Origin of the sequence: Tahibacter amnicola (assembly GCF_025398735.1) — a bacterium.
GTDB classification, from domain to species: domain Bacteria; phylum Pseudomonadota; class Gammaproteobacteria; order Xanthomonadales; family Rhodanobacteraceae; genus Tahibacter; species Tahibacter amnicola.
This window is the reverse complement of record NZ_CP104694.1, coordinates 5,261,762-5,281,927: the sequence shown is the minus strand read 5'-3', so window position 1 is coordinate 5,281,927 and position 20,166 is coordinate 5,261,762. Positions and strand designations below refer to the sequence as shown.

Sequence of the window (20,166 nt, the reverse complement as noted above, 5' to 3'; positions counted from 1 at the left end):
CAGGGAGTACGCATGGCTTTTTTCCACGACATCAATCCGGTCGCGGTCACGCTTGGCACGGCGGAGCATCACGTATCGATTCACTGGTACGGCCTGATGTACATCCTGGGTGGCCTGGCCGCCTATCTGCTCGGCAAGCGCCGGCTCGCCCAGGGGCGCCTGCCGATCACCCTGGAGCGCTATGGCGATCTGATGTTCTACGCCATGCTGGGTGTCATCCTCGGCGGCCGCATCGGTTACATCCTGTTCTATGGCATGGATCAGGTGCTGGAGAACCCGCACACGATCTACCGCGTCTGGGAAGGGGGCATGTCCTTCCATGGCGGCCTGCTGGGCGTGCTGACGGCAGGGTTCTTCTGGGCGCGCAAGCAGCAACTGCGATTCTTCGACGCAATCGATTTCGTCGCGCCGCTGGTGCCGATTGGCCTGGGGCTGGGACGCCTGGGCAATTTCATCGGCGCCGAATTGTGGGGCAAGCACACCGATCTTCCCTGGGGAGTGGTGTTTCCCTCATCGCTTTCGCACCTGGGCAAGTCCACTGCCGAGTTGAAGGCGATGTTTGCAGCCGGACAACTCTCCGGCGAGGCGCGCCACCCGTCGCAGCTCTACGAACTGGCCCTGGAAGGCGTGGTACTGTTTGTTGTGTTGTGGATTTTTTCTACGAAGCCGCGTCGCCGCTATGCGGTTTCTGGTCTGTTCGCGCTGCTCTACGGCGTGTTCCGCTTCGCTGTGGAATTCGTGCGTGAACCGGATGCGCAGCTGGGTTACCTCCTGGGCGGCTGGGTGACGATGGGGCAGGTGCTGTCGCTGCCGCTGATCCTCATCGGTATCGTGCTGCTGGTGAAGTCGCGCAATGCACCGGTGGCCTATCCGGTGGCCGCCGCGGATGCGACGCCCGTCGAGGCGCACGCGCAGCCGGCGAACCCGCGATGAGCATGGCTATCGATCAGAAAGCGACTTTCGAATGATCGCGGGCGAGGAGGCGTGCCGGATCGCGGTGCTGATTCCCTGCTACAACGAGGCCGTGGCGATCGCCCGTGTGGTGGCGGATTTCAGAACTGCCTTGCCCGAGGCGCAGATCCACGTTTTCGACAACAATTCGCGTGATGGCAGCGCCGCGATTGCGCGGGCGGCCGGTGCGCAGGTGTGTTCGGTCGGCTTGCAGGGCAAAGGCCACGTGGTCCGGCGCATGTTCGCGGACGTGGACGCCGACATCTACATCATGGTGGACGGCGACGATACCTATGATGCGGCCAGCGCGCCGGCACTCGTGCGGCGCTTGCGGCAGGATCAGCTCGACATGGTCGTGGCTGTGCGCGAACCGGTCCACGCCGATGTGCACCGTCCTGGACACGCCTTCGGCAATCGCCTGCTGAGCGGATTCCTCAGCCGACTGTTCGGGCGACCCTGCGCCGATATCCTGTCCGGATATCGGGTGTTCTCGCGGCGTTTCGCCAAGTCATTCCCGGTGCTCAGCGCCGGATTCGAAATCGAGACCGAGCTGTCGGTGCATGCGCTGGAACTGAAGATGGCGGTGTCGGAAGTGGTCACGCCATTCAAGGAACGGCCAGAGGGTTCGCACAGCAAGTTGTCGACCGTGCGCGACGGCCTGCGCATCGTATCGACGATGGGGCGGCTTTTCGCGGCCGAGCGTCCGCTGGTGTTCTATTCCATCCTGGCAGCGATGCAGGCTGTGCTGGCCATCGTGCTGGCAGTGCCGCTGTTCATCACCTATGCCCAGACGGGCCTCGTACCGCGTTTCCCGACAGCGATTCTCGCCACCGGCATCATGGTGTTTGCGGCGCTCAGTTTCTTCGCCGGCCTGATCCTTGATACCGTGACACGCGGCCGGCGCGAGCTGAAGATGCTGTCCTACCTGGCCCAACCGGCGCCGCCGCGCCTGGGCGACATGGATGTACCGGCAGTGGCGCGGCCGCTGGGCGACCTGTCGCGCGATGCGGTATCGGTAATGCCCTGACCGGCTGGCGGCGCGGGAATTCGCAACACAGGGCGACGGTTCCTGGAAGATGGCGGAGAGGGTGGGATTCGAACCCACGGTGGGCGTAAACCCACGGCAGTTTTCAAGACTGCTGCCTTAAACCGCTCGGCCACCTCTCCGGATTGTGCGTAGCGACGGGCGGCAGCGCACACCCGGTCGTACAAGCTGCAAAGGATAACCAATCAGGCGGCGCTCCACCATCTCGGCATTGCGTACGGCGCCGCTCCGTACGCCGGATTCGGGCCTTCCGGGTTGTTTTGTGCACATGTGTCACGTAGCGTTGCGCGCCGGGAAAGGAGGGATACGCCGTGATATCTGTCGTGCTGATCGACGACCATGCGCTGGTTCGGCATGGTTTGCGTTCGATATTGGAGAAATACCCCGAGTTTTCCGTGGTAGGCGAAGCCGGCGACGGCGAGGAAGGGTTGGCGCTGATGCGCCGCCTGCAGCCCGACATCGCCGTGCTCGACCTGCACATGCCCAGGCTGACGGGCATCGAGGTGACAGAGCGCGCGCGCAAGTTGTCGCTGCGCACCCGCATCGTGATCGTGACCGTTGCGGGGGATTCGCCGTACCCGCGCCGCCTGCTCGAGGCGGGGGCGGTGGGCTACGTTCCCAAGGCGTGTCCGGAGCAGGAACTGCTGCAGGCGCTCCACCAGGTGGCGGACGGCCGGCGCTACCTGGCGTCGGCCATTGCGCAGCAGTTGGCGATGGAGGCCGTATCCGGCGGAAGCCGTTCGCCGTTTGATGCGCTCAGTGCGCGTGAGCTTGAGATCGCCATCCGGCTGGCGCAGGGCGACGATGCGCGAACGCTGTCGCGCGTGCTGAGCATCAGTGAGAAAACGATTTCGACCCACAAGTCGAACGTGTTCGCAAAGCTCGATATCGACAACGTCGTGGCGCTGGCGCACCTGGCGCAACTGCACGGCATTCTGGATAGCGGCAGCGCCCGCGAAACCGCCAATGGAACAGGCCGGAAACGGCCCAAGTCGACGCGCGCCATCACGTCGTGATTCGGAGCAGGCAGTAGATGCGAGTGTCCGGGGGATGGTTCCGGTTGTCTGCGAGGTGATGCCGCGGGTGGTTGCCTCGCTTACCGGCGGCACGCACGCAATAAGGATGCACGAAAAGCAAAGGCCCGCCGGGATCACCGGCGGGCCTTTGTTTTCCAGGATCTGACGGGCCCCTGACCCGTCAGCGACGATCACGCGTCTTTCGACGCATCATCCTCTTTTGCGGCGTTTTCCGACGGGGTATCCGCGCTGGATGCACCCGTGGACGGCGTCGCCGGCGTGCGCAGCGCCGATGCGACGGCCTGGCGGACACTGGTGGCGGTCGGTGGGAGCAGTGCGTCCGCCGGATGCCCGCGAAGATCATCGGAGGACGTATCCGGCGACGCCTTTGGCGATTCACGGCGTGGCTCGGGCATGCTCAGCGACAGCTGCGCAGCTTCCGAACGCGGACGACCGGCCGGGTCTGCACCGGTCGGACCCGATGCCGATGGCGTGGCCGGCTTGGCAACGGGTGGCGAAGCTGCGGCCGGAGCCGAAGCCGTCGGAGCCGAAGCCGTCGGAGCCGAAGCCGTCGGAGCCGAAGCCGTCGGAGCCGGAGCCGTCGAGGCCGGAGCGGTCGAAGCCGGAGCGGTCGAAGCCGGAGCGGTCGAAGCCGGAGCGGCCGAAGCCGGAGCGGTCGAAGCCGGAGCGGCCGAAGCCGGAGCGGTCGAAGCCGGAGCGGTCGAAGCCGGAGCGGTCGAAGCCGGAGCGGTCGAAGCCGGAGCGGTCGAAGCCGGAGCGGTCGAAGCCGGAGCGGTCGAAGCCGGAGCGGTCGAAGCCGGAGCGGTCGAAGCCGGAGCGGTCGAAGCCGGAGCGGTCGAAGCCGGAGCGGTCGAAGCCGGAGCGGTCGAAGCCGGAGCGGTCGAAGCCGGAGCGGTTGAAGCCGGCGCGGTCGAGGCCGGAGCGGTCGAGGCCGGAGCGGTCGAGGCCGGAGCGGCCGAAGCCGGAGCGGTCGAAGCCGGAGCGGTCGAAGCCGGAGCGGTCGAAGCCGGAGCGGTCGAGGCCGGAGCGGTCGAGGCCGGAGCGGTCGAGGCCGGAGCGGTCGAGGCCGGAGCGGTCGAGGCCGAAGCGGTCGAGGCCGGAGCGGTCGAGGCCGGAGCGGTCGAGGCCGAAGCGGTCGAGGCCGGAGCGGTCGAGGCCGGAGCGGTCGAGGCCGGAGCGGTCGAGGCCGGAGCGGTCGAGGCCGGAGCGGTCGAGGCCGGAGCGGTCGAGGCCGGAGCGGTCGAGGCCGGAGCGGTCGAGGCCGGAGCGGTCGAGGCCGGAGCGGTCGAGGCCGGAGCGGTCGAGGCCGGAGCGGTCGAGGCCGGAGCGGTCGAAGCCGGAGCGGTCGAAGCCGGAGCGGTCGAAGCGGGAGCGGTCGAAGCGGGAGCCGTCGAAGCCGGAGCCGTCGAAGCCGGAGCGGTCGAAGCCGGAGCGGTCGAAGCCGGAGCGGTCGAAGCCGGAGCGGTCGAAGCCGGAGCCGTCGAGGCCGGAGCGGTCGAGGCCGGAGCGGTCGAGGCCGGAGCGGTCGAGGCCGGAGCGGTCGAGGCCGGAGCGGTCGAGGCCGGAGCGGTCGAGGCCGGAGCGGTCGAGGCCGGAGCGGTCGAGGCCGGAGCCGTCGAAGCCGGAGCCGTCGAAGCCGGAGCCGCAGTCACTCGCTCTGCGACTTTCCGTTCCCGCGGTTCGGATGCTGTAGCGGGCGCGTCCGAGTCTTCGGCTGTATCGCCGTCGCCTTCTTCGTCGTCCAGGTCAGCGTCGATAGCGTTTTCGGCCAGATCGCCCTGCTCGGCGCCACCTTCCTGACGGCGGCGGCGACGTCCGCCACGACGACCACGGCGGCGGCGGCCGCCTTCGCGCGTGGTTTCTTCGCCGGCGCCCGCAGCAGGTGCTGCCGGCGCGGTGGCGGCCGCGTCTGCTGCTACGACAGTCGTAGCATCTGCCGGTGTTTCAGCCGCCGGCTTTGGCGCGGCCGGTTTCTGCTCTGGACGAGCTTCCGCGGCGGGGCGCTGTTGCTCGCTGCGTTCCTGGGGCTGGCGGGGCTTGGATTCCTGGCCGCCGCGGCGCTCCTGCTGCGGCTTGCCGCCGTCGGCCTTCGGCGCGCCCTCTGCGCGCGCTTCATTCGGCTGGCGCTGTTGCTGCTGCCGTTGCTGGGACGCCTGCTGTTGCTGCTGGGGCTTGGCCCCTTGCTGCTGTGCGGATTCCTGGCGCGATTGCTTGCCCTGGCCTTCACCGCGCGGCTGGTCGCCGCGGGCAGGCTGATCGGCGCGCGTGCCCCGCGGCTGGTCGCCACGGCTGCGTTGCGCGTCACGGTTGTCGCGCTGTTCCGCGCGGCCTTCGCGGCCCTGGCGTCCGCGCTGGTCACGCTGGTCGCGACCTTCGGTGCGGCCCGCCGGCTTGGCCGGCGCCTTGGCGGCGGGTGCCGGGGGAGTGGGTTCCTCGGCCGGCTTCTTGAACCAGCTCATCATGCGGCTGAAGAAGCCCACGGGCGGCGTCGCCGGTCGCGGCGCGGCGGTGGCTGCGGCCTCTTCGGCTTCCGCCTCCGGACGCAGTGGTGCGGGGCTGGCGGGCACCACGCGGCTCACGGCCGGCCGTTCGGCCTCGGCGCTCGGCTGGGCCACCTGCGGGGGCTGCGCCACGATCACGGGCGTGAGGCGGTCATAGCTGGGACGCACCGTGTCGGAGATGTCCGCCGTCTTGATGCGCTGGATTTCCAGGTGCGGCGTTTCGAGCTTCTCGTCGGCAACGACGATCACGGCAACGTCGTGGCGCTGCTCGATCTCGGTGATCTGGCGGCGCTTCTCGTTCATCAGGAAGTTCGCCACCGTCGATGGAGCCTGCACCAGCACCTGGCCGGTGTTGTCCTTCATCGCGTGCTCTTCGACCAGGCGCAGCGCCGACAGCGACAGCGACTCGATGCTGCGGATGCGGCCATGGCCCGTGCAGCGCGGGCAGACGATCTGGGTCGACTCGCCCAGGCTCGGACGCAGACGCTGGCGCGACATTTCCAGCAGGCCGAAGCGCGAGATGCGCGCGAGCTGTACGCGGGCCCTGTCGAGCTTGAGCGCGTCCTTGAGTGTCTCCTCGACTTCGCGCTGGTGCTTGGGGCTGTCCATGTCGATGAAGTCGATGACGATCAGGCCGCCGGCGTCACGGATGCGCAGCTGGCGGGCGATTTCGATCGCGGCTTCACGGTTGGTGTTGAAGGCAGTTTCCTCGATATCGCCGCCCTTGGTGGCCTTGGCGGAGTTGATATCGATGGCGGTCAGCGCCTCGGTCTGGTCGATGACGATCGAACCACCGGAGGGCAGGCGTACCGTGCGCTCGAACGCGTTCTCGATCTGCGTTTCGATCTGGAAGCGCGAGAACAGCGGCGTGGTGTCGCGGTAAAGCTTGAGCTTGCGCAGATTGTTAGGCATCACCTGCTGCATGAAGTCGCGCGCGTCGCCGTAGAGTTCCTCGTTGTCGATGAGGATCTCGCCGATGTCGTTGCGCAGGTAGTCGCGCAGCGCGCGGATGATCAGCTTGGATTCCTGGTAGATCAGGAATGGCGCCGGGCGCAGGATCGCAGCCTCGGAGATCGCCTTCCACAGCTGCAGGAGGTAGTCCAGGTCCCACTGCAGTTCTTCCGCGTCGCGGCCCATGCCGGCGGTGCGGATGATCAGCCCCATGTCGTCCGGGCAGTTGAGCTGGTCCATCACCTCTTTGAGGTTGGCGCGGTCTTCGCCTTCGATCCGCCGGGAAACCCCGCCTGCGCGCGGATTGTTCGGCATCAGGACCATGTAGCGGCCGGCCAGGGAGATGAAGGTGGTCAGGGCCGCACCCTTGTTGCCCCGTTCTTCTTTCTCGACCTGGACGACGATTTCCTGGCCTTCCTTGATGAGCTCGCGGATGCCGGCGCGGTTGTGGTCGACGCCCGGGGTGAAATATTCCCGCGCGATTTCCTTCAGGGGCAGGAAGCCGTGGCGTTCTCCGCCGTATTCGACGAAGCAGGCTTCCAGCGAGGGCTCGACCCGCGTGATGCGGCCTTTGTAGATATTGGCCTTTTTCTGTTCCTTGGAGGGGATCTCGATATCGAGGTCGAAGAGCGACTGGCCGTCCACGATGGCCACACGCAACTCCTCACGCTGAGTTGCGTTGATCAACATGCGTTTCATTGTAGTGATTCCATGATGCGCTCCACCGGCACGGCGGGGCGAAAGCGCATACCTCGCAGGTGACCCTGCGGCACGACGCGGAGGCATCGTGCGGAAGATCGGCGCCCAAGGCCGATCGGCGGACGACGGTGGCGCACTGCGCCGGTCCGGCGCCGTCCTGGCAGTGCGACTCTCACGACCATGTCGGGAGCGCGGTTTTTTACTTTCCGGAGAGACCGAAGTCTCCCCAGCCATGTTTTGTTGCCGTGCGCGACCGGAAACCCTCGTGACGCTTGTTGCGTCGCGGGCAATCTCCAACCCGATCCGTTACGATGATCCGAGGACGCCGCGGCGGTTCCGGTCAGGAAATCCGACGGGGCCTCAAGGCAGGTAACAGACAGGTGCGCCGCCAGTCGAGGGTAAAATCGCCCTTCAGTTGGCGCGAAGCGCGACGCAAGTCTATCAGTCGACAGCAGATTTTTCCAATCGTGACGCGAACTTCGGACAATTCTTCCGATGCGGGTACCGGTGTCCGGATCGTTCGGGTCGCCGACGACCGGGACGGCCAACGCATCGACAACTTCCTGGCCGGGCAGCTCAAAGGGGTGCCCAAGAGCCTGATCTACCGGATCCTGCGGACCGGGCAGGTGCGGGTGAACGGCAAGCGCGCCAAGCCGGATACCCGTCTGGTGGCGGCCGATGAGGTGCGCATTCCACCGGTTCGTGTGGCCGAGCGCGAGGAAACCGGTGCGCCAGCGCGCGGATTGCTCGACAAGATCGGCCAGTCGATCCTGTTCGAAGACAAGGAATTCCTGGTCCTGAACAAACCGGCCGGTATTGCGGCGCACGGGGGAAGCGGCGTCAGTCACGGCGCCATCGAGCTGCTGCGCACCCTGCGCCCCAAGGACACCCTGGAGCTGGTCCACCGGCTGGATCGGGACACCAGTGGCGTTCTCGTCCTGGCGCGCAAGCGCTCGGCGCTGACCGGCCTGCAGGAGCTGATCCGCGAGAACCGCACGACCAAGCAGTACCTTTGCCTGCTGCAGGGTCACCTGTCGCGGGCCAGCCGCAGCGTCAATGCCCCGTTGCGCAAGTCCGTATTGCAGGGCGGCGAGCGCATGGTGCGTGTGGACGAGGAGGGCAAGCCCTCGCTGACCCATTTCAAGGTCATCGAGTTGTACGAGCCCGCCAGCCTGGTCGAGGCGACCCTGGAAACAGGCCGTACGCATCAGATCCGCGTGCATAGTCAGCACATGGGCCATCCCATCGCCGGCGACGACAAATACGGCGATCCGGATTTCAACAAGGCCATGCGCAGCTTCGGGTTGCGGCGCCTGTTTCTGCATGCCAAGCACTTCGGCTTCGAGCTGGGCGGGAAAGCGCGCAGTTTTTCGGCGCCCCTGGCCGACGACCTTTCGGCCGTGCTCGACAAATTGCCTGCGCCGCGTCGCGCACGCCAGGGATAGATTTCAGAGCAGGAATCGCGCGCTGACCTCGGCTGACCGCAGCAGTGCGGTCGGTGCCGTGGCGAACAGGATCGTTGCCGCGACCGCGTGGGACAGCCCAATGCCGGCCAGATTGCGGTCGCGCAGCCACGCCGTGGACCAGATCAGCCCACCCACGAACGTTGCCAGCATCAATGCGGCGTTCGGGGTGTGCATCAGGGCGAACAGCGTCGCGACGGCGAGTGCGGTGGCGCGTGATGACAGCCCTGCCTGTTCCAGGCGTGTGGCGACGAGGCCGCACAACAGAAATTGCTGGACGAACGCCCAGGCGGTGTAGCGGGCGAATTGCGTCGGCGTGGGCCAGTGCGCGTCGGGCGCCTGCGCGAGGAACCACGCGCCCACCACCAGCGCGACGAGCATGGCCAGTGCCGGGCCTCGCCAGGCGGCCATGGACGGCGAGATCCATTCGCGCCATGCCGGCCACCGTAGGGTCAGGGCGAATGCGACGGTCAACGCAATGGCAACCGTGGTCCACGCGCCGAGGTTGTCGCCCAGATGTCCGCCGAGAATGACGGCCAGGGGCCCTGCCAGCAGTGCGGTGGCTTCCAGGCCTGCGCGCCAGCTGGGCGAGTGCGGCGGCCGCAGGCGCAGCAATACCATTCCCGTCGCGGCGAGGCCGGTCAGCAACCAGCGCCAGCCTGCGCCGGCCGGTGACGGGGCGTGCGTCGATTCGGTCGGAATATCCCCGGCGTACACGACCAGCGCGGATGGCTCGCGGCGGCGCAACGCATCGCGTAGCAGCAGCGCGGATTCGACGCTCGTCACGTGCGGCACTTCCGTCACCGCGGGTAGTCGCGTCGCGCCGGCGGAGGGCGCAAACCGCACGCTGTGGATGTCCAGCATCGCGGTGGCCGATCGATCCAGGCGCAGTCGCACCATGTCGGCGCGGCGTGGTACGGACGCAGGCCGGCCGTCTTCATCGCGCCAGGCCAATGCCGACAGGTCAATCGGGCCGACCGCCGTGGGCGGTACGTCGAGCATGGCGCTCACCTGGGGAGCATCCAGCGTTTCGCGGATGATGATCTGCCGGGCGGCCTTGTCCGGCGTCGTCCTGATCGTCAGCTGGTCGAACTGGCGCAGATCGAGCGGTTGTGAAAGTCGCAGGCCGATTTCCACGGGCGTGTGATCACCGTCGACATGAATGCCGGAGTCGTCGACGTGGAATCGCGATGCGCCGAAGACGGTACCGGCGATCAGGTCGTCGCGCTGCCGGAACTGCCACTGGAAAGGCGTGCTGCCGCTGCGCGCGAGAAACCAGGCGCGCGCGGCTTCATCCCGGAGATAGCTGCGCACCTGGAGGTGCGCAACCCATTGCGTAGCAAGCAGCGCTGCCAGAACCGCGAACGCGTAGAGCAGCCAGCTCCCGAACCGGGTGCGCAGCGGAAGCCGGCTCACGGATCAGCCGGCGAGCAGCGCGTCGACCTTGGCCGCACAGACGAAGTCGTTGAGCGAAATGCCGCCGACATCGTGCGTCGACCAGCGCATGCGGCAGTAGTTGTAGCCGACTTCCATGTCCGGATGATGGTCTTCCCGGTTGGCCATGTAGGCGACGGCGTTGACGAAGCCCATGGTGCGGTGGAAATCCTCAAAGCGGAATGCCTTGTGCAACGACTTTCCGTCGTCGGCCAGCGCCCAGCCGTCGACCTGGCTGCACAGGGTTTCGCAGCGCGCGCGATCCAGCGCGTGTTCGGCGCCCTTGCGGGGCTGGCAATGGGCGGCGATCAGTTCGGCCTTGGTCATGGCGGGTCCTTGGGATTTTTCGGCGGGCGATTATAGAAGTCGTCAGCGGGCCATCGGCAGGGGAGGGCCGATTTCGCCGACCGGCAAATCAGTACTATAATGGTCCAGATTCATTGGAACAGCCATGATCAACATTTCCGAGCGAGCCCAGCAGCACTTCCTGCGCCTGATCGAGCAGCAGGACATTCCCCAACTCGGTATCCGGCTCCGCGCCGTGAAGGCCGGCACGCCCGCCGCCGATTGCCAACTGGAATTCTGCGAACCGGCCGACCTGGCCGGCGACGAGTGGACGGTGGAATGCCACGGCTTCAACCTGTATATCGACGCCACCAGCGCGCCATTCCTGGACGCCGCCGACATCGATTTCGAACCCAATCCCACGGGCGGCCAGTTGACGATCCGGGCACCCAAGATCAAGGGTGCCGCACCCGGTGAGGGCGCCAGCCTGGTCGAGCGGGTTCGCTACGTGATCGAAACGGAGATCAATCCGCGCGTGGCGTCGCACGGCGGACGCGTTAGCCTGGAGGAAATCACCGCCGATGGCGTCGTGATGCTGCGTTTCGGTGGCGGCTGCCACGGTTGCGGCATGGCTGATGTGACGCTCAAGCACGGTGTCGAGAAAACCCTGCGTGAGAGGATTCCCGAGATCACCGCCGTACGTGATGCGACCGACCATTCCAGCGGCGAGAAACCGTATTTCAGTCGGGAAGAGGCGGGGAAATCCGCACTTGCCTGAGGGGGCAGTCGAGCACCTGAACGGTCGGCTCTGCCGGGCTGATCGTTCTCAAACAAGAAGCCCGGCTATGCCGGGCTTCTTGGTTCAGGGCGCTGAAAGTCCTACGGATTTTTGCGCGAAAGGTCCGTCAGCTTGGTGGGCAGGCTGGCGAAGTAGGCGGACAGGTCCTTGATTTCCTGGTCCGTCAGGGCCTTGGCCTGCTCGTTCATGATCGCATTGACGCGCGCGCCGCTGCGGTACTGACGCAGCGCGTGTTCCAGATAATCTTTGTACTGGCCGGCCAGGCGCGGGTACTGCGCGGCGATGGAGTTGCCGTCGGCGCCATGGCAACTCAGGCACTGCTGGTCGGATTTCTTCTTGCCGGCTTCCAGGTCCGCGCCGGCGGCGACGGCGGCTGAGGAAACCAGGCATGCCGCGGTGATGGCGATGGAGGAGAGGATCGTCTTCATTGGGCTGACCTCAATCGTTACGGGGCGGCAAAGCTGGAGAGGTAGGCCGCGATGTCTTCGATATCCTGCTGCGACAGGCTTCCACCCTGTGCGCGCATCGTCGGGTGCGGGCGCTCGCCGTTCTTGTAGCTGGTCAGCGCCGCAACGATGTAGTCGTGATTCTGGCCGCCGATGCGGGGCACGTGATACGCCGGATAGGCATTCTTGTAACCCGGGACACCATGGCAGCCCGCGCAGGTATAGGCCTTGATACGTCCGGCTTCCTTGTCACCGGCAGCGTGTGCAGCGGACGCGGCGAGCAGGGCGGTTGCGAAAAGGGAAGCGGACAGTAGCGGTCGGATCATCATTCTGGATTCCCGCGGGGCGGATGCCTGGCTGGTAAAGCGGCAAGTATAGCCTGCTGCCCAGGCCTCGCTCCAGACGGTCCAGTGGCGGCAAGGCCGTACGCGGGCGCCCCGGCCGGGGCGCAGGATGGGCTCACGGCCCTCCAGGAAGGGCGTCCGGCACGGCCGATGCATGGTGTAAGTCATTGATCACCAAGCACCGATGTCGCCTGCAACGCGGGGATGGCGAGACGGTTGACGTGACTACCGGCTCAAGTATTTGTCCGGTCGGCCCCTCAGACTATGGCTTAACTGCGGTTGGGACCCGCAGCTTGCATCTTTTTTCCTTCCGGCCGCATCTGAGTCTCGCTGCGGCTTCTTGTCACTCATAGTGATGTAGTCTAGTATCACACCATTAAACCAGTACGGTAAATCACCATGCCCTCGCGCCAGGCCACCTACCGCCTCCCCTCCCACGCCCGCCACGCTGCGGTGTGGCTCCTACTCATCGCGCTGGGCGGCTGCCAGCGCGGCGGCGGCCCGGAAAAGAAGGACGACGTCGCCAGCATTCCGGTCGAGGTCGCCAGCGCGTCCGTCAAACCGATCGATGCGAGCTACTCCGGTACTGCCACGCTGGAAGCCGATCGCGAAGCCGACGTCGTGGCGAAAACCAGCGGCGTGCTGCTCAAGCTGCTGGTCGAGGAAGGCTCGGTGGTCAAGCAGGGGCAGGTACTGGCTCGCCTCGACGACGCGGGTCCGCGCCTCCAGGCGGCGAAGGTCGAGGCAACCCTGCGCAAGCTGGAAGCCGACTATCGTCGCGCCGATGAAATGTTCGCCAAGAAGCTGCTATCGCTGGAGGAGCACGACAAGATCCGCTTCGACCTGGATAACCACCGCGCGGCGTACGACCTGGCCCGCCTTGAGCTTTCATACACGTCCGTGGTGGCGCCCATCGACGGTGTTATCGGCAAGCGCATGGTCAAGGAGGGCAACCTCATCCAGCTCAACCAGGCCCTGTTCCATATCGTCGACCTCGATCCGCTCCTGGGTGTTCTGAACGTGCCCGAGCGCGAATTGAACACGCTCAAGGCGGGACAGCCGGTCAGCATGGTGGTCGATGCCTTGCCCGCGCAGACATTCCAGGGCGTGATTGACCGCATCAGCCCCGTCATCGATTCGGCCAGCGGCACGTTCCGCGTCACCAGTCGTTTCGCCGCCGATGGCCTGCAGCCGCTCAAGCCGGGCATGTTCGGGCGGATCGAGGTGGTTTATGACCGCAAGCAGGATGCGCTGACGGTCCCGCGCGCCGCTTTGATCGAAGAAGACGGCCAGGCGGCCGTGTTCGTCGTAGTCGACGCGCCGCCGCCGGCTGCCAAGCCGGATGCTGAGAAAGAGAAAACCAAGGGCGGTGGCGGCGACGCCGTCGCTGCCGCCGCCAAGCCCGAGCAGCCGGCTGGCCCGCGTCTGCAGGCGCAGCGCCGCGTCGTCGGCATCGGCTACAGCGATTCCGAGAACGTTGAAATCCGCGACGGGCTGAAGGCAGGCGACCGTGTGATCACGGTTGGCCGCACGGCGGTGCGGGACGGCACGCTGGTGCAGATCCTGGAGAGCACGAAATGAATATCGTCGAGATGGCAACCCGCCGACGCGTCACCATCGGCATGATCACCTTGACCTTCGTGCTTTTCGGCGCCATCGCGCTGTTCGGACTGAAGGTCAACCTGCTGCCGGACCTGTCCTATCCCACGCTGACGGTGCGCACCGAATACGAAGGCGCGGCGCCGCTGGAAATTGAAAACCTCATCACGCAGCCAGTCGAGGAATCGCTGGGCGTGGTCAAGAATGTGCGCAAGCTGCATTCGGTTTCGCGTACCGGCCAGTCCGACGTGATCCTCGAGTTCACCTGGGGCACGGACATGGACATGGCCAGCCTCGAGGTGCGCGACAAGCTTGAAACGCTGCTCCTGCCGCTGGAGGCGAAAAAGCCGCTGCTGCTGCGCTTCAATCCGTCCACCGATCCCATCATCCGCTACGGCCTGAGCGGCGCCTCGAAATCGGGTGATTTCAACGAAGTCGAGCTCAAGCAACTGCGCCGATTCGCCGACGACGAGCTGAAAAAGCGCCTGGAGCCGATCGCCGGCGTCGCTGCCGTCAAGGTGGGTGGTGGCCTGGAGGACGAAGTCGCGGTCGACATCGACCAGCAGAAACTCGCCCAGCTCAACCTGAGTGTCACGGACGTCGTGCAGCGTCTGAAAGACGAAAACGTCAATATTTCCGGCGGCCGCATCGAAGAGGGCTCGCAGCGCTACCTTGTCCGCACGATCAACCAGTTTGCCAATGTGGATGAAATGCGCGAACTCCTGGTCAAGATCGACAACGGGGTGCCGATCCGCCTGAAGGATGTCGCCAAGGTTCACCAGAGCTACAAGGAGCGCCTGGGTATCGTGCGTATCGACGGTCGCGAAGCGATCGAACTGGCCGTGTACAAGGAAGGCGACGGCAACACCGTCAGCGTCGCCACGGGTGTCAAGGCGGCTATCGAACGCTTCAAGGATACGCTGCCGACCGGCGCGCAGGTCACCGTAATCGACGACCAGTCGCTCTTCATCGAGGCGGCGCTGCATGAAGTGCGGTTTGACGCCCTGCTGGGCGGCCTGCTGGCCATCGTCATCATCTTCTTCTTCCTGCATGACGGCTGGAGCACGTTCATCATTTCGCTGTCCCTGCCCGTATCGCTGGTGACGACGTTCTTCTTCATGGGGCAGGCAGATCTGAGCCTCAATGTGATGTCGCTCGGCGGATTGGCGCTGGCGACGGGACTCGTCGTCGACGACTCGATCGTCGTGCTCGAAAACATCGCCCGGCTGCGCGAGAAGGGACTGTCTATCGTCGATGCCGCGGTGCAAGGCACGCGCGAAGTCGGCATGGCCGTGACGGCGTCGACCTTGACCACGGTTGCGGTCTTCTTCCCGCTGGTGTTCGTGCAGGGCGTTGCCGGTCAATTGTTCCGCGACCAGGCGCTGACAATCACGATCGCGCTGCTCATCTCGCTGGTCGTCTCGATGACGTTGATTCCGATGCTCTCCTCCCTCAAGGGGCGCTCGCCGCTGGCGTACAAGGACGAGCCCGTGGCCGAGCGTCCGCTGTGGAAGGTGATGGCGGACGGCCTCAAGCGCTTTGCCGTGTGGCCGGGCGAGGGGTCGCAGATCCGCTCGCGCCGGCTGGTGCAGATTCTCACCCTGCCGTTGCGCCTTCCGGTGTTGTTGCTGGCGCTGCCGCTGTTGCTGATGCTGGTGCTGTTCCAGAAGGGCCTTTACCTGACGTTCCTGCTGGTGTTTCGCGTCCTCGCGCCGGTCGGCCTGTTCTGCCTGCGCCTGCTGTCACGCGTGGGCATGATCGTGCTGCTGCCGTACAACCGTCTTGCTGCAATGTATACACGATCGCTGCCGGGGGCGTTGCGGCGTCCCTGGCTCGTGCTGGGCTTCTCGCTGGCGGCTTTCCTGGGCACGTTGGCGCTGATCCCGTCGCTGGGCCTGGATCTCATTCCGCAGCTGGCCCAAGGACGCTTCGAGATGACGGTAAAGATGCCGCCCGGCACGCCGCTGGCGGATACGGACCGGCTCGCGCGTGACCTGCAGCTCAAGCACGCGGGTGATCCCAATATCGCATCGATCTACGGCGTCGCTGGCGTCGGCACGCGCCTGGACGCCAACCCGACCGAATCTGGCGAGAACATCGCCCGCCTGCTGATTGCGCTCAAGCCGGGCGTCGGTGAGGCTGGCGAGAAGGCGGCGATGGACGTGCTGCGCGCCAGCATGGCCGGTCATCCCGGTGGCGACGTGAAGTTCTCGCGTCCGCAACTCTTCAGCTTCGCAACGCCGCTGGAAATCGAGATCCGTGGCTATGACCTGGCGACGCTCGAGAAGGCGGGCCAGAAGCTGTCCGGCCTGCTCAAGGCAATGCCGCGCTACGCCGACGTCAAATCGACGGTGGAAGGCGGGTATCCGGAAGTGCAGATCCGCTTTGACCAGGACCGCGCTGCCGCACTGGGCCTGACCACGCGCTCGATCGCTGATCAGGTCGTGCGCAAGGTGCGTGGCGAAGTGGCCACGCGCTACAACTTCCGCGACCGCAAGATCGACGTGCTGGTGCGCGCCAAGGAGGATGACCGCACCGGCGTGGAGGACATCCGCAACCTGATCGTCAACCCGGGCATGGAAAAGCCGATTCGCCTCTCGGCCGTGGCCGACGTGGTGGCGACCAAGGGGCCGAGCGAAATTCATCGCGTCAGCCAGGAGCGCGTCGCCATCGTCTCGTCGAACCTGCACTACGGCGACCTTGGCACCGCTGTCGCCGAAGTGCGCGAGCTGCTCCACAAGAATCCCCTTGCGGCCGGCGTGACGGTGCATATCGGCGGCCAGAGCGAGGAGCTGGATTCCTCGGTGATGTCGCTGCTGTTCGCGCTGGGCCTGGCGATCTTCCTGGTCTACCTGGTGATGGCCTCGCAGTTCGAATCGCTGCTGCATCCCTTCGTCATCATGTTCTCGATTCCGCTGGCGGCCGTGGGCGCGGTGCTGGCGCTCAAGCTGACGGGCAACGCGGTCAGCGTGGTCGTGTTTATCGGCCTGATCATGCTGGTAGGCATCGTGGTGAAGAACGCGATCGTGTTGATTGATCGCGTCAACCAGCTGCGCGAGGCAGGCGTTGCCAAGCGCGATGCGATCGTGCAGGGCGCCGAGGCACGCCTGCGTCCGATCGTGATGACCACCCTGTGTACGCTGATCGGCTTCCTGCCGCTGGCGATCGGACTGGGAGACGGTGCCGAGATCCGCGCGCCGATGGCGATCACGGTGATGGGTGGGCTCGCGGTGTCCACCCTGCTGACGCTGGTAGTGGTGCCGATCATCTATGACCTGCTCGACCGTCGCGGTGACGAGTGGTACCGCGAGCGCGCCGAGCGCCAGGCGCGGCGTGAACACGAGGCCGTGCTGGAACCGGAGCATGCGTCATGACTTTGGCCGAACTCAGTCTCAAGCGCCCCGTCACGACCATCATGTTTTTCGTGTCGATGATGGTCATCGGCCTTATCGCGGCGCGCCAGCTCCCGCTCGAGCAGTTCCCGGATATCGAGGCGCCGTTCATCGTCGTCGAGGCGGCGTATCCGGGATCCACGCCGGCCGAGGTCGAACGCGTGCTGATCCGTCCGATGGAAGAGGCGCTCTCGACCATCCCCGGCGTCAAGCGCATGCATTCGACGGCGCGCGCCGACGGCGCCAACATCGAGATGGAATTCAAGTGGGGTCATAGCGTCGCCGTGAAGGCCGTGGAGGCGCGCGAGAAACTCGACGCCATCCGCAAGGAGCTGCCGGCGGATCTGCAGCGCTACCAGGTGCTCAAGTTCTCCACGTCGGACCAGTCGATCCTGGCGTTGCGCGTATCCAGCGACATGGACCTGACCAACTCCTACGAGCTGCTCGACCGCCGCATCAAACGCCCCCTTGAGCGCATTCCCGGTGTCGCACGCGTCGACATCCAGGGCGTGGCGCCGCCGGAGTTGCAGATCGAGCTCAGTGCCGACCGCATTGCCGCGAGCAACATCAGCCTCAATGAGTTGTACGACAAGCTCGGCAAGGCCAATTTCTCGATTTCCGCCGGGCAGATTCACGACGGCAAGACACGCTACCGGGTCCAGCCCGATGGTGAATGGAAAAGCCTGGAAGACGTCAAGAACATCATCATCAACGACCAGGGTCTGAAGCTCGGCGACATCGCGACCGTCGTGCTGCGGCCGGCGCGTCTTGATTACATGCGTCGCCTGGATACGCGTCCGGCCATTGCCATCGACGTATTCAAGGAGCGCAACGCGAACCTGGTGGAAGTTGGCACGGCGGTGAAGGCGGAAGTCGAGCAGATCAAGCAGTCGAGCGAGCTGCGTGGCATTGATGTCTACGTGCTGGACGACCAGGCCGAGTCCGTTACCGCGTCGCTGGCAGAGCTTTCCGAAGCCGGCATCATCGGCACCTTGCTCTCCATCGCCGTGTTGTTCTACTTCCTGCGCGACTGGAGTTCGACGCTGATGGTGTCGCTGGCGATTCCCATCTGCTTCGTGATGACCCTCGGCTGCATGTACTTCATGGGCATAACGCTCAACATCCTGTCGATGATGGGGCTGTTGCTGGCTGTCGGCATGCTGGTGGACAACGCGGTCGTCGCGGTGGAGAGTATTTATCAATACCGGGAAAAGTATCCGGACAAGGGCTGGTACGCGGCTATCGAGGGAACGCAGGTGGTCGGCGTTGCCATCGCGGCCGGCACCTTCGCCAGCATCGTGGTGTTCCTGCCCAACATCTTCGGCGAGAAGAACCAGATCAGCATCTTCCTGACCCAGGTGGCCGTGGCCATGGCGATCGCGCACCTGGCGTCGTGGCTGGTGGCGGTGACCCTGGTGCCGATGCTGTCGGCGCGGCTGCCGCCGCCCAAGTTCCTCGGCCGCAAGACATTGGTCACGCGTGTCCAGGATGCCTACGAGCGCCTGATCGCCTGGACGCTGAAGCACCGCAAGTTCACCGCAGCAGCGGTGCTGGCAATGAGTGTCATCAGCATTGCCGGTCCCATGACGATGACCAAGTTCGACATGTTCCCGCCTGGCACCGGCGGAACACTGCGCCTGCAGTACGACCTCAACGGCCTGTATCGCCTGGAAGAGATGACCAAGTCCATCGCCAAGGTGGAGGAATATCTCCTGGCCAACAAGGAGAAGTTCGAGATCAAGTCGGTCTACAGCTACGCGAATGAACGCGGCTTTGCGCTCACCAACATCCTGCTTGTCGACGAAGATGAGATGAAGTCGACGCCGGCGGCGGTGATGGAGGAAGTGCGCAAGGGCCTGCCAAAGATCCCGATCGGCACCGTGACGTTCGACCAGAATCGCGGCGGCGGCAATTCCGGCCTGAGCATCTCCCTGGTCGGCGATTCGATGGATCAGCTGCACGAGATGTCCGACGGCGTCATTGCCGTGTTGAGCAAGGTGAAAGGCCTGCGTGACGTGCGTACGGCGCAGCGCAACGGGGACCGCGAAGTGGCGGTGCACGTGGACCGGGAGCGGGCGAAGTCCTACGGCTTCAGCGCCGCCGAGGTGGCCAACTACGTGGGCATCGCACTGCGCGGCGCACCGTTGCGTCAGTTCCGCAACGGCGACTCGGAGATTCCGGTTTGGCTGCGATTCCAGAATGCGGATACGCAGAACGTCAATGACCTGTCCGATTACAAGCTCCGCCGCGCAGACGGTACGCTGGTGCCGCTGATGGCGATGATCGACGTCCGTACGCAGGAGTCGGCCTCGTCCATTGAGCGCGAGGCGCGCCAGACCACGCTGCCGATCACGGCCAATCTGGCCGACGGCGCAACGCAGGACGAAGTGCGCAAGGAGATCGAGGTCGCCATGAAGTCGGTGGCGATGCCGCCGGGTTATCGCTGGATTTTCGGCCGCAGCTTCGATGAAGCGGATGAGGCCGGCCTGCAGATGCTGCTGAACACCGCACTGGCGCTGGTGCTGGTCTACGTGGTCATGTGTGCGATGTTCGAATCGCTGGTCTTTCCCGCAGCCATCCTCACCACCTTCCTGTTCTCCGTTTTCGGTGTGTTCTGGTTGTTTGCATTGACGGGAACCACGTTCTCCATCATGGCCTCGATCGGCATTCTTATCCTGATGGGCGTAGTAGTGAACAACGGCATCGTGATGATCGTGCATGTCAATCAGTTGCGACACGAGGGCTACAGCCGGACCGATGCCCTGGTGCACGGCGCGCGGGACCGATTGCGGCCGATCCTGATGACCATGGGCACCGCGATCCTCGGCATGATTCCCCTGTGCCTGGGCAACACCGGCGTCGGCGGCGGCGGCCCGCCGTACTATCCGATGGCGCGTGCAATCGCCGGTGGTCTTGCGTTCTCGACACTCGTCACGCTGCTGGCGCTGCCCGTGATCTACGCCCAGCTGGACGACCTGCGCTTGTGGGCGCGCCGGGTCGTTCGCCAGGCACGCGGCCTGCCGATCGGCGACGCCGCGCCGGTCTGACACGCCGTCGCGGCGGCGCGTTTCGACGCGCCGTCGCGACCGGTTGACGGGGGGAACACCTGCATCAGGGGCCGGCGGTTCAGCTGGCAGCATCAAAATGTGATACCCGGCGCATCGCTGCGTATCGCCGCCGCACGGATGGCTTGTGGGGGCAGGGCAGCCCACGCCAAGCT

The 20,166-nt window shown here is 65.4% G+C and carries 12 protein-coding genes, 1 tRNA gene and 1 pseudogene; 8 read left to right on the top strand and 6 right to left on the bottom strand.

The window, feature by feature from the left end:
* Positions 1-12 precede the first annotated feature (12 nt).
* Together lgt and N4264_RS20660 are read left to right on the top strand one after the other, a co-directional pair.
* Positions 13-933, top strand: a complete 921-nt coding sequence (gene lgt / locus N4264_RS20665; RefSeq protein ID WP_261694113.1) for a prolipoprotein diacylglyceryl transferase — start codon at positions 13-15, stop codon at positions 931-933.
* A gap of 31 nt (positions 934-964) precedes the next feature.
* On the top strand, positions 965-1,978 hold the full coding sequence (locus N4264_RS20660; protein ID WP_261694112.1) for a glycosyltransferase: 1,014 nt from the start codon (positions 965-967) through the stop codon (positions 1,976-1,978).
* A 50-nt stretch (positions 1,979-2,028) separates the two neighbouring features.
* Here N4264_RS20660 and N4264_RS20655 read toward each other — a convergent pair.
* A tRNA-Ser gene (locus N4264_RS20655) sits at positions 2,029-2,118 on the bottom strand.
* A gap of 189 nt (positions 2,119-2,307) precedes the next feature.
* Here N4264_RS20655 and N4264_RS20650 point away from each other — a divergent pair.
* Positions 2,308-3,012 (top strand): response regulator, encoded by a 705-nt coding sequence (locus N4264_RS20650; RefSeq protein ID WP_261694111.1) that lies wholly within the window; start codon positions 2,308-2,310, stop codon positions 3,010-3,012.
* A gap of 2,255 nt (positions 3,013-5,267) precedes the next feature.
* Here the strand turns inward: N4264_RS20650 and N4264_RS25925 are convergent.
* Positions 5,268-7,175: pseudogene (locus N4264_RS25925) on the bottom strand (Rne/Rng family ribonuclease); the annotation flags it as partial.
* A gap of 473 nt (positions 7,176-7,648) precedes the next feature.
* On the opposite strand from N4264_RS25925, the gene rluC reads away from it, so the two are divergent.
* A complete protein-coding gene (rluC, locus tag N4264_RS20640) occupies positions 7,649-8,629 on the top strand; it encodes a 23S rRNA pseudouridine(955/2504/2580) synthase RluC (RefSeq protein WP_425508356.1) in 981 nt (326 codons plus the stop codon).
* Between the two features lie 3 nt (positions 8,630-8,632).
* On the opposite strand, the gene N4264_RS20635 is transcribed toward rluC, so the two are convergent.
* Positions 8,633-10,063 (bottom strand): CPBP family intramembrane glutamic endopeptidase, encoded by a 1,431-nt coding sequence (locus N4264_RS20635; protein ID WP_261694108.1) that lies wholly within the window; start codon positions 10,061-10,063, stop codon positions 8,633-8,635.
* 3 nt (positions 10,064-10,066) lie between these two features.
* On the bottom strand, positions 10,067-10,408 hold the full coding sequence (locus N4264_RS20630; RefSeq protein ID WP_261694107.1) for a 4a-hydroxytetrahydrobiopterin dehydratase: 342 nt from the start codon (positions 10,406-10,408) through the stop codon (positions 10,067-10,069).
* 124 nt (positions 10,409-10,532) lie between these two features.
* Here N4264_RS20630 and N4264_RS20625 point away from each other — a divergent pair, with 124 nt between their 5' ends.
* Positions 10,533-11,144 (top strand): NfuA family Fe-S biogenesis protein, encoded by a 612-nt coding sequence (locus N4264_RS20625; protein WP_261694106.1) that lies wholly within the window; start codon positions 10,533-10,535, stop codon positions 11,142-11,144.
* 101 nt (positions 11,145-11,245) lie between these two features.
* Here N4264_RS20625 and N4264_RS20620 read toward each other — a convergent pair whose 3' ends face one another.
* Together N4264_RS20620 and N4264_RS20615 are read right to left on the bottom strand one after the other, a co-directional pair.
* Entirely contained in the window at positions 11,246-11,593 is a 348-nt protein-coding gene (locus N4264_RS20620; RefSeq protein WP_261694105.1) for a c-type cytochrome, read from the bottom strand.
* Between the two features lie 17 nt (positions 11,594-11,610).
* Positions 11,611-11,937, bottom strand: a complete 327-nt coding sequence (locus N4264_RS20615) for a c-type cytochrome (RefSeq protein WP_425508355.1) — start codon at positions 11,935-11,937, stop codon at positions 11,611-11,613.
* A gap of 417 nt (positions 11,938-12,354) precedes the next feature.
* On the opposite strand from N4264_RS20615, the gene N4264_RS20610 reads away from it, so the two are divergent.
* From N4264_RS20610 to N4264_RS20600, 3 genes are read left to right on the top strand one after another with little or no spacing between them, the layout of a single operon-like run.
* Entirely contained in the window at positions 12,355-13,536 is a 1,182-nt protein-coding gene (locus N4264_RS20610; protein WP_261694103.1) for an efflux RND transporter periplasmic adaptor subunit, read from the top strand.
* Entirely contained in the window at positions 13,533-16,928 is a 3,396-nt protein-coding gene (locus N4264_RS20605; RefSeq protein WP_261694102.1) for an efflux RND transporter permease subunit, read from the top strand. The genes N4264_RS20610 and N4264_RS20605 overlap by 4 nt, the downstream gene beginning before the upstream one ends.
* Entirely contained in the window at positions 16,925-19,993 is a 3,069-nt protein-coding gene (locus N4264_RS20600) for an efflux RND transporter permease subunit (protein ID WP_261694101.1), read from the top strand. The genes N4264_RS20605 and N4264_RS20600 overlap by 4 nt, the downstream gene beginning before the upstream one ends.
* The last annotated feature ends 173 nt before the right edge of the window (positions 19,994-20,166 follow it).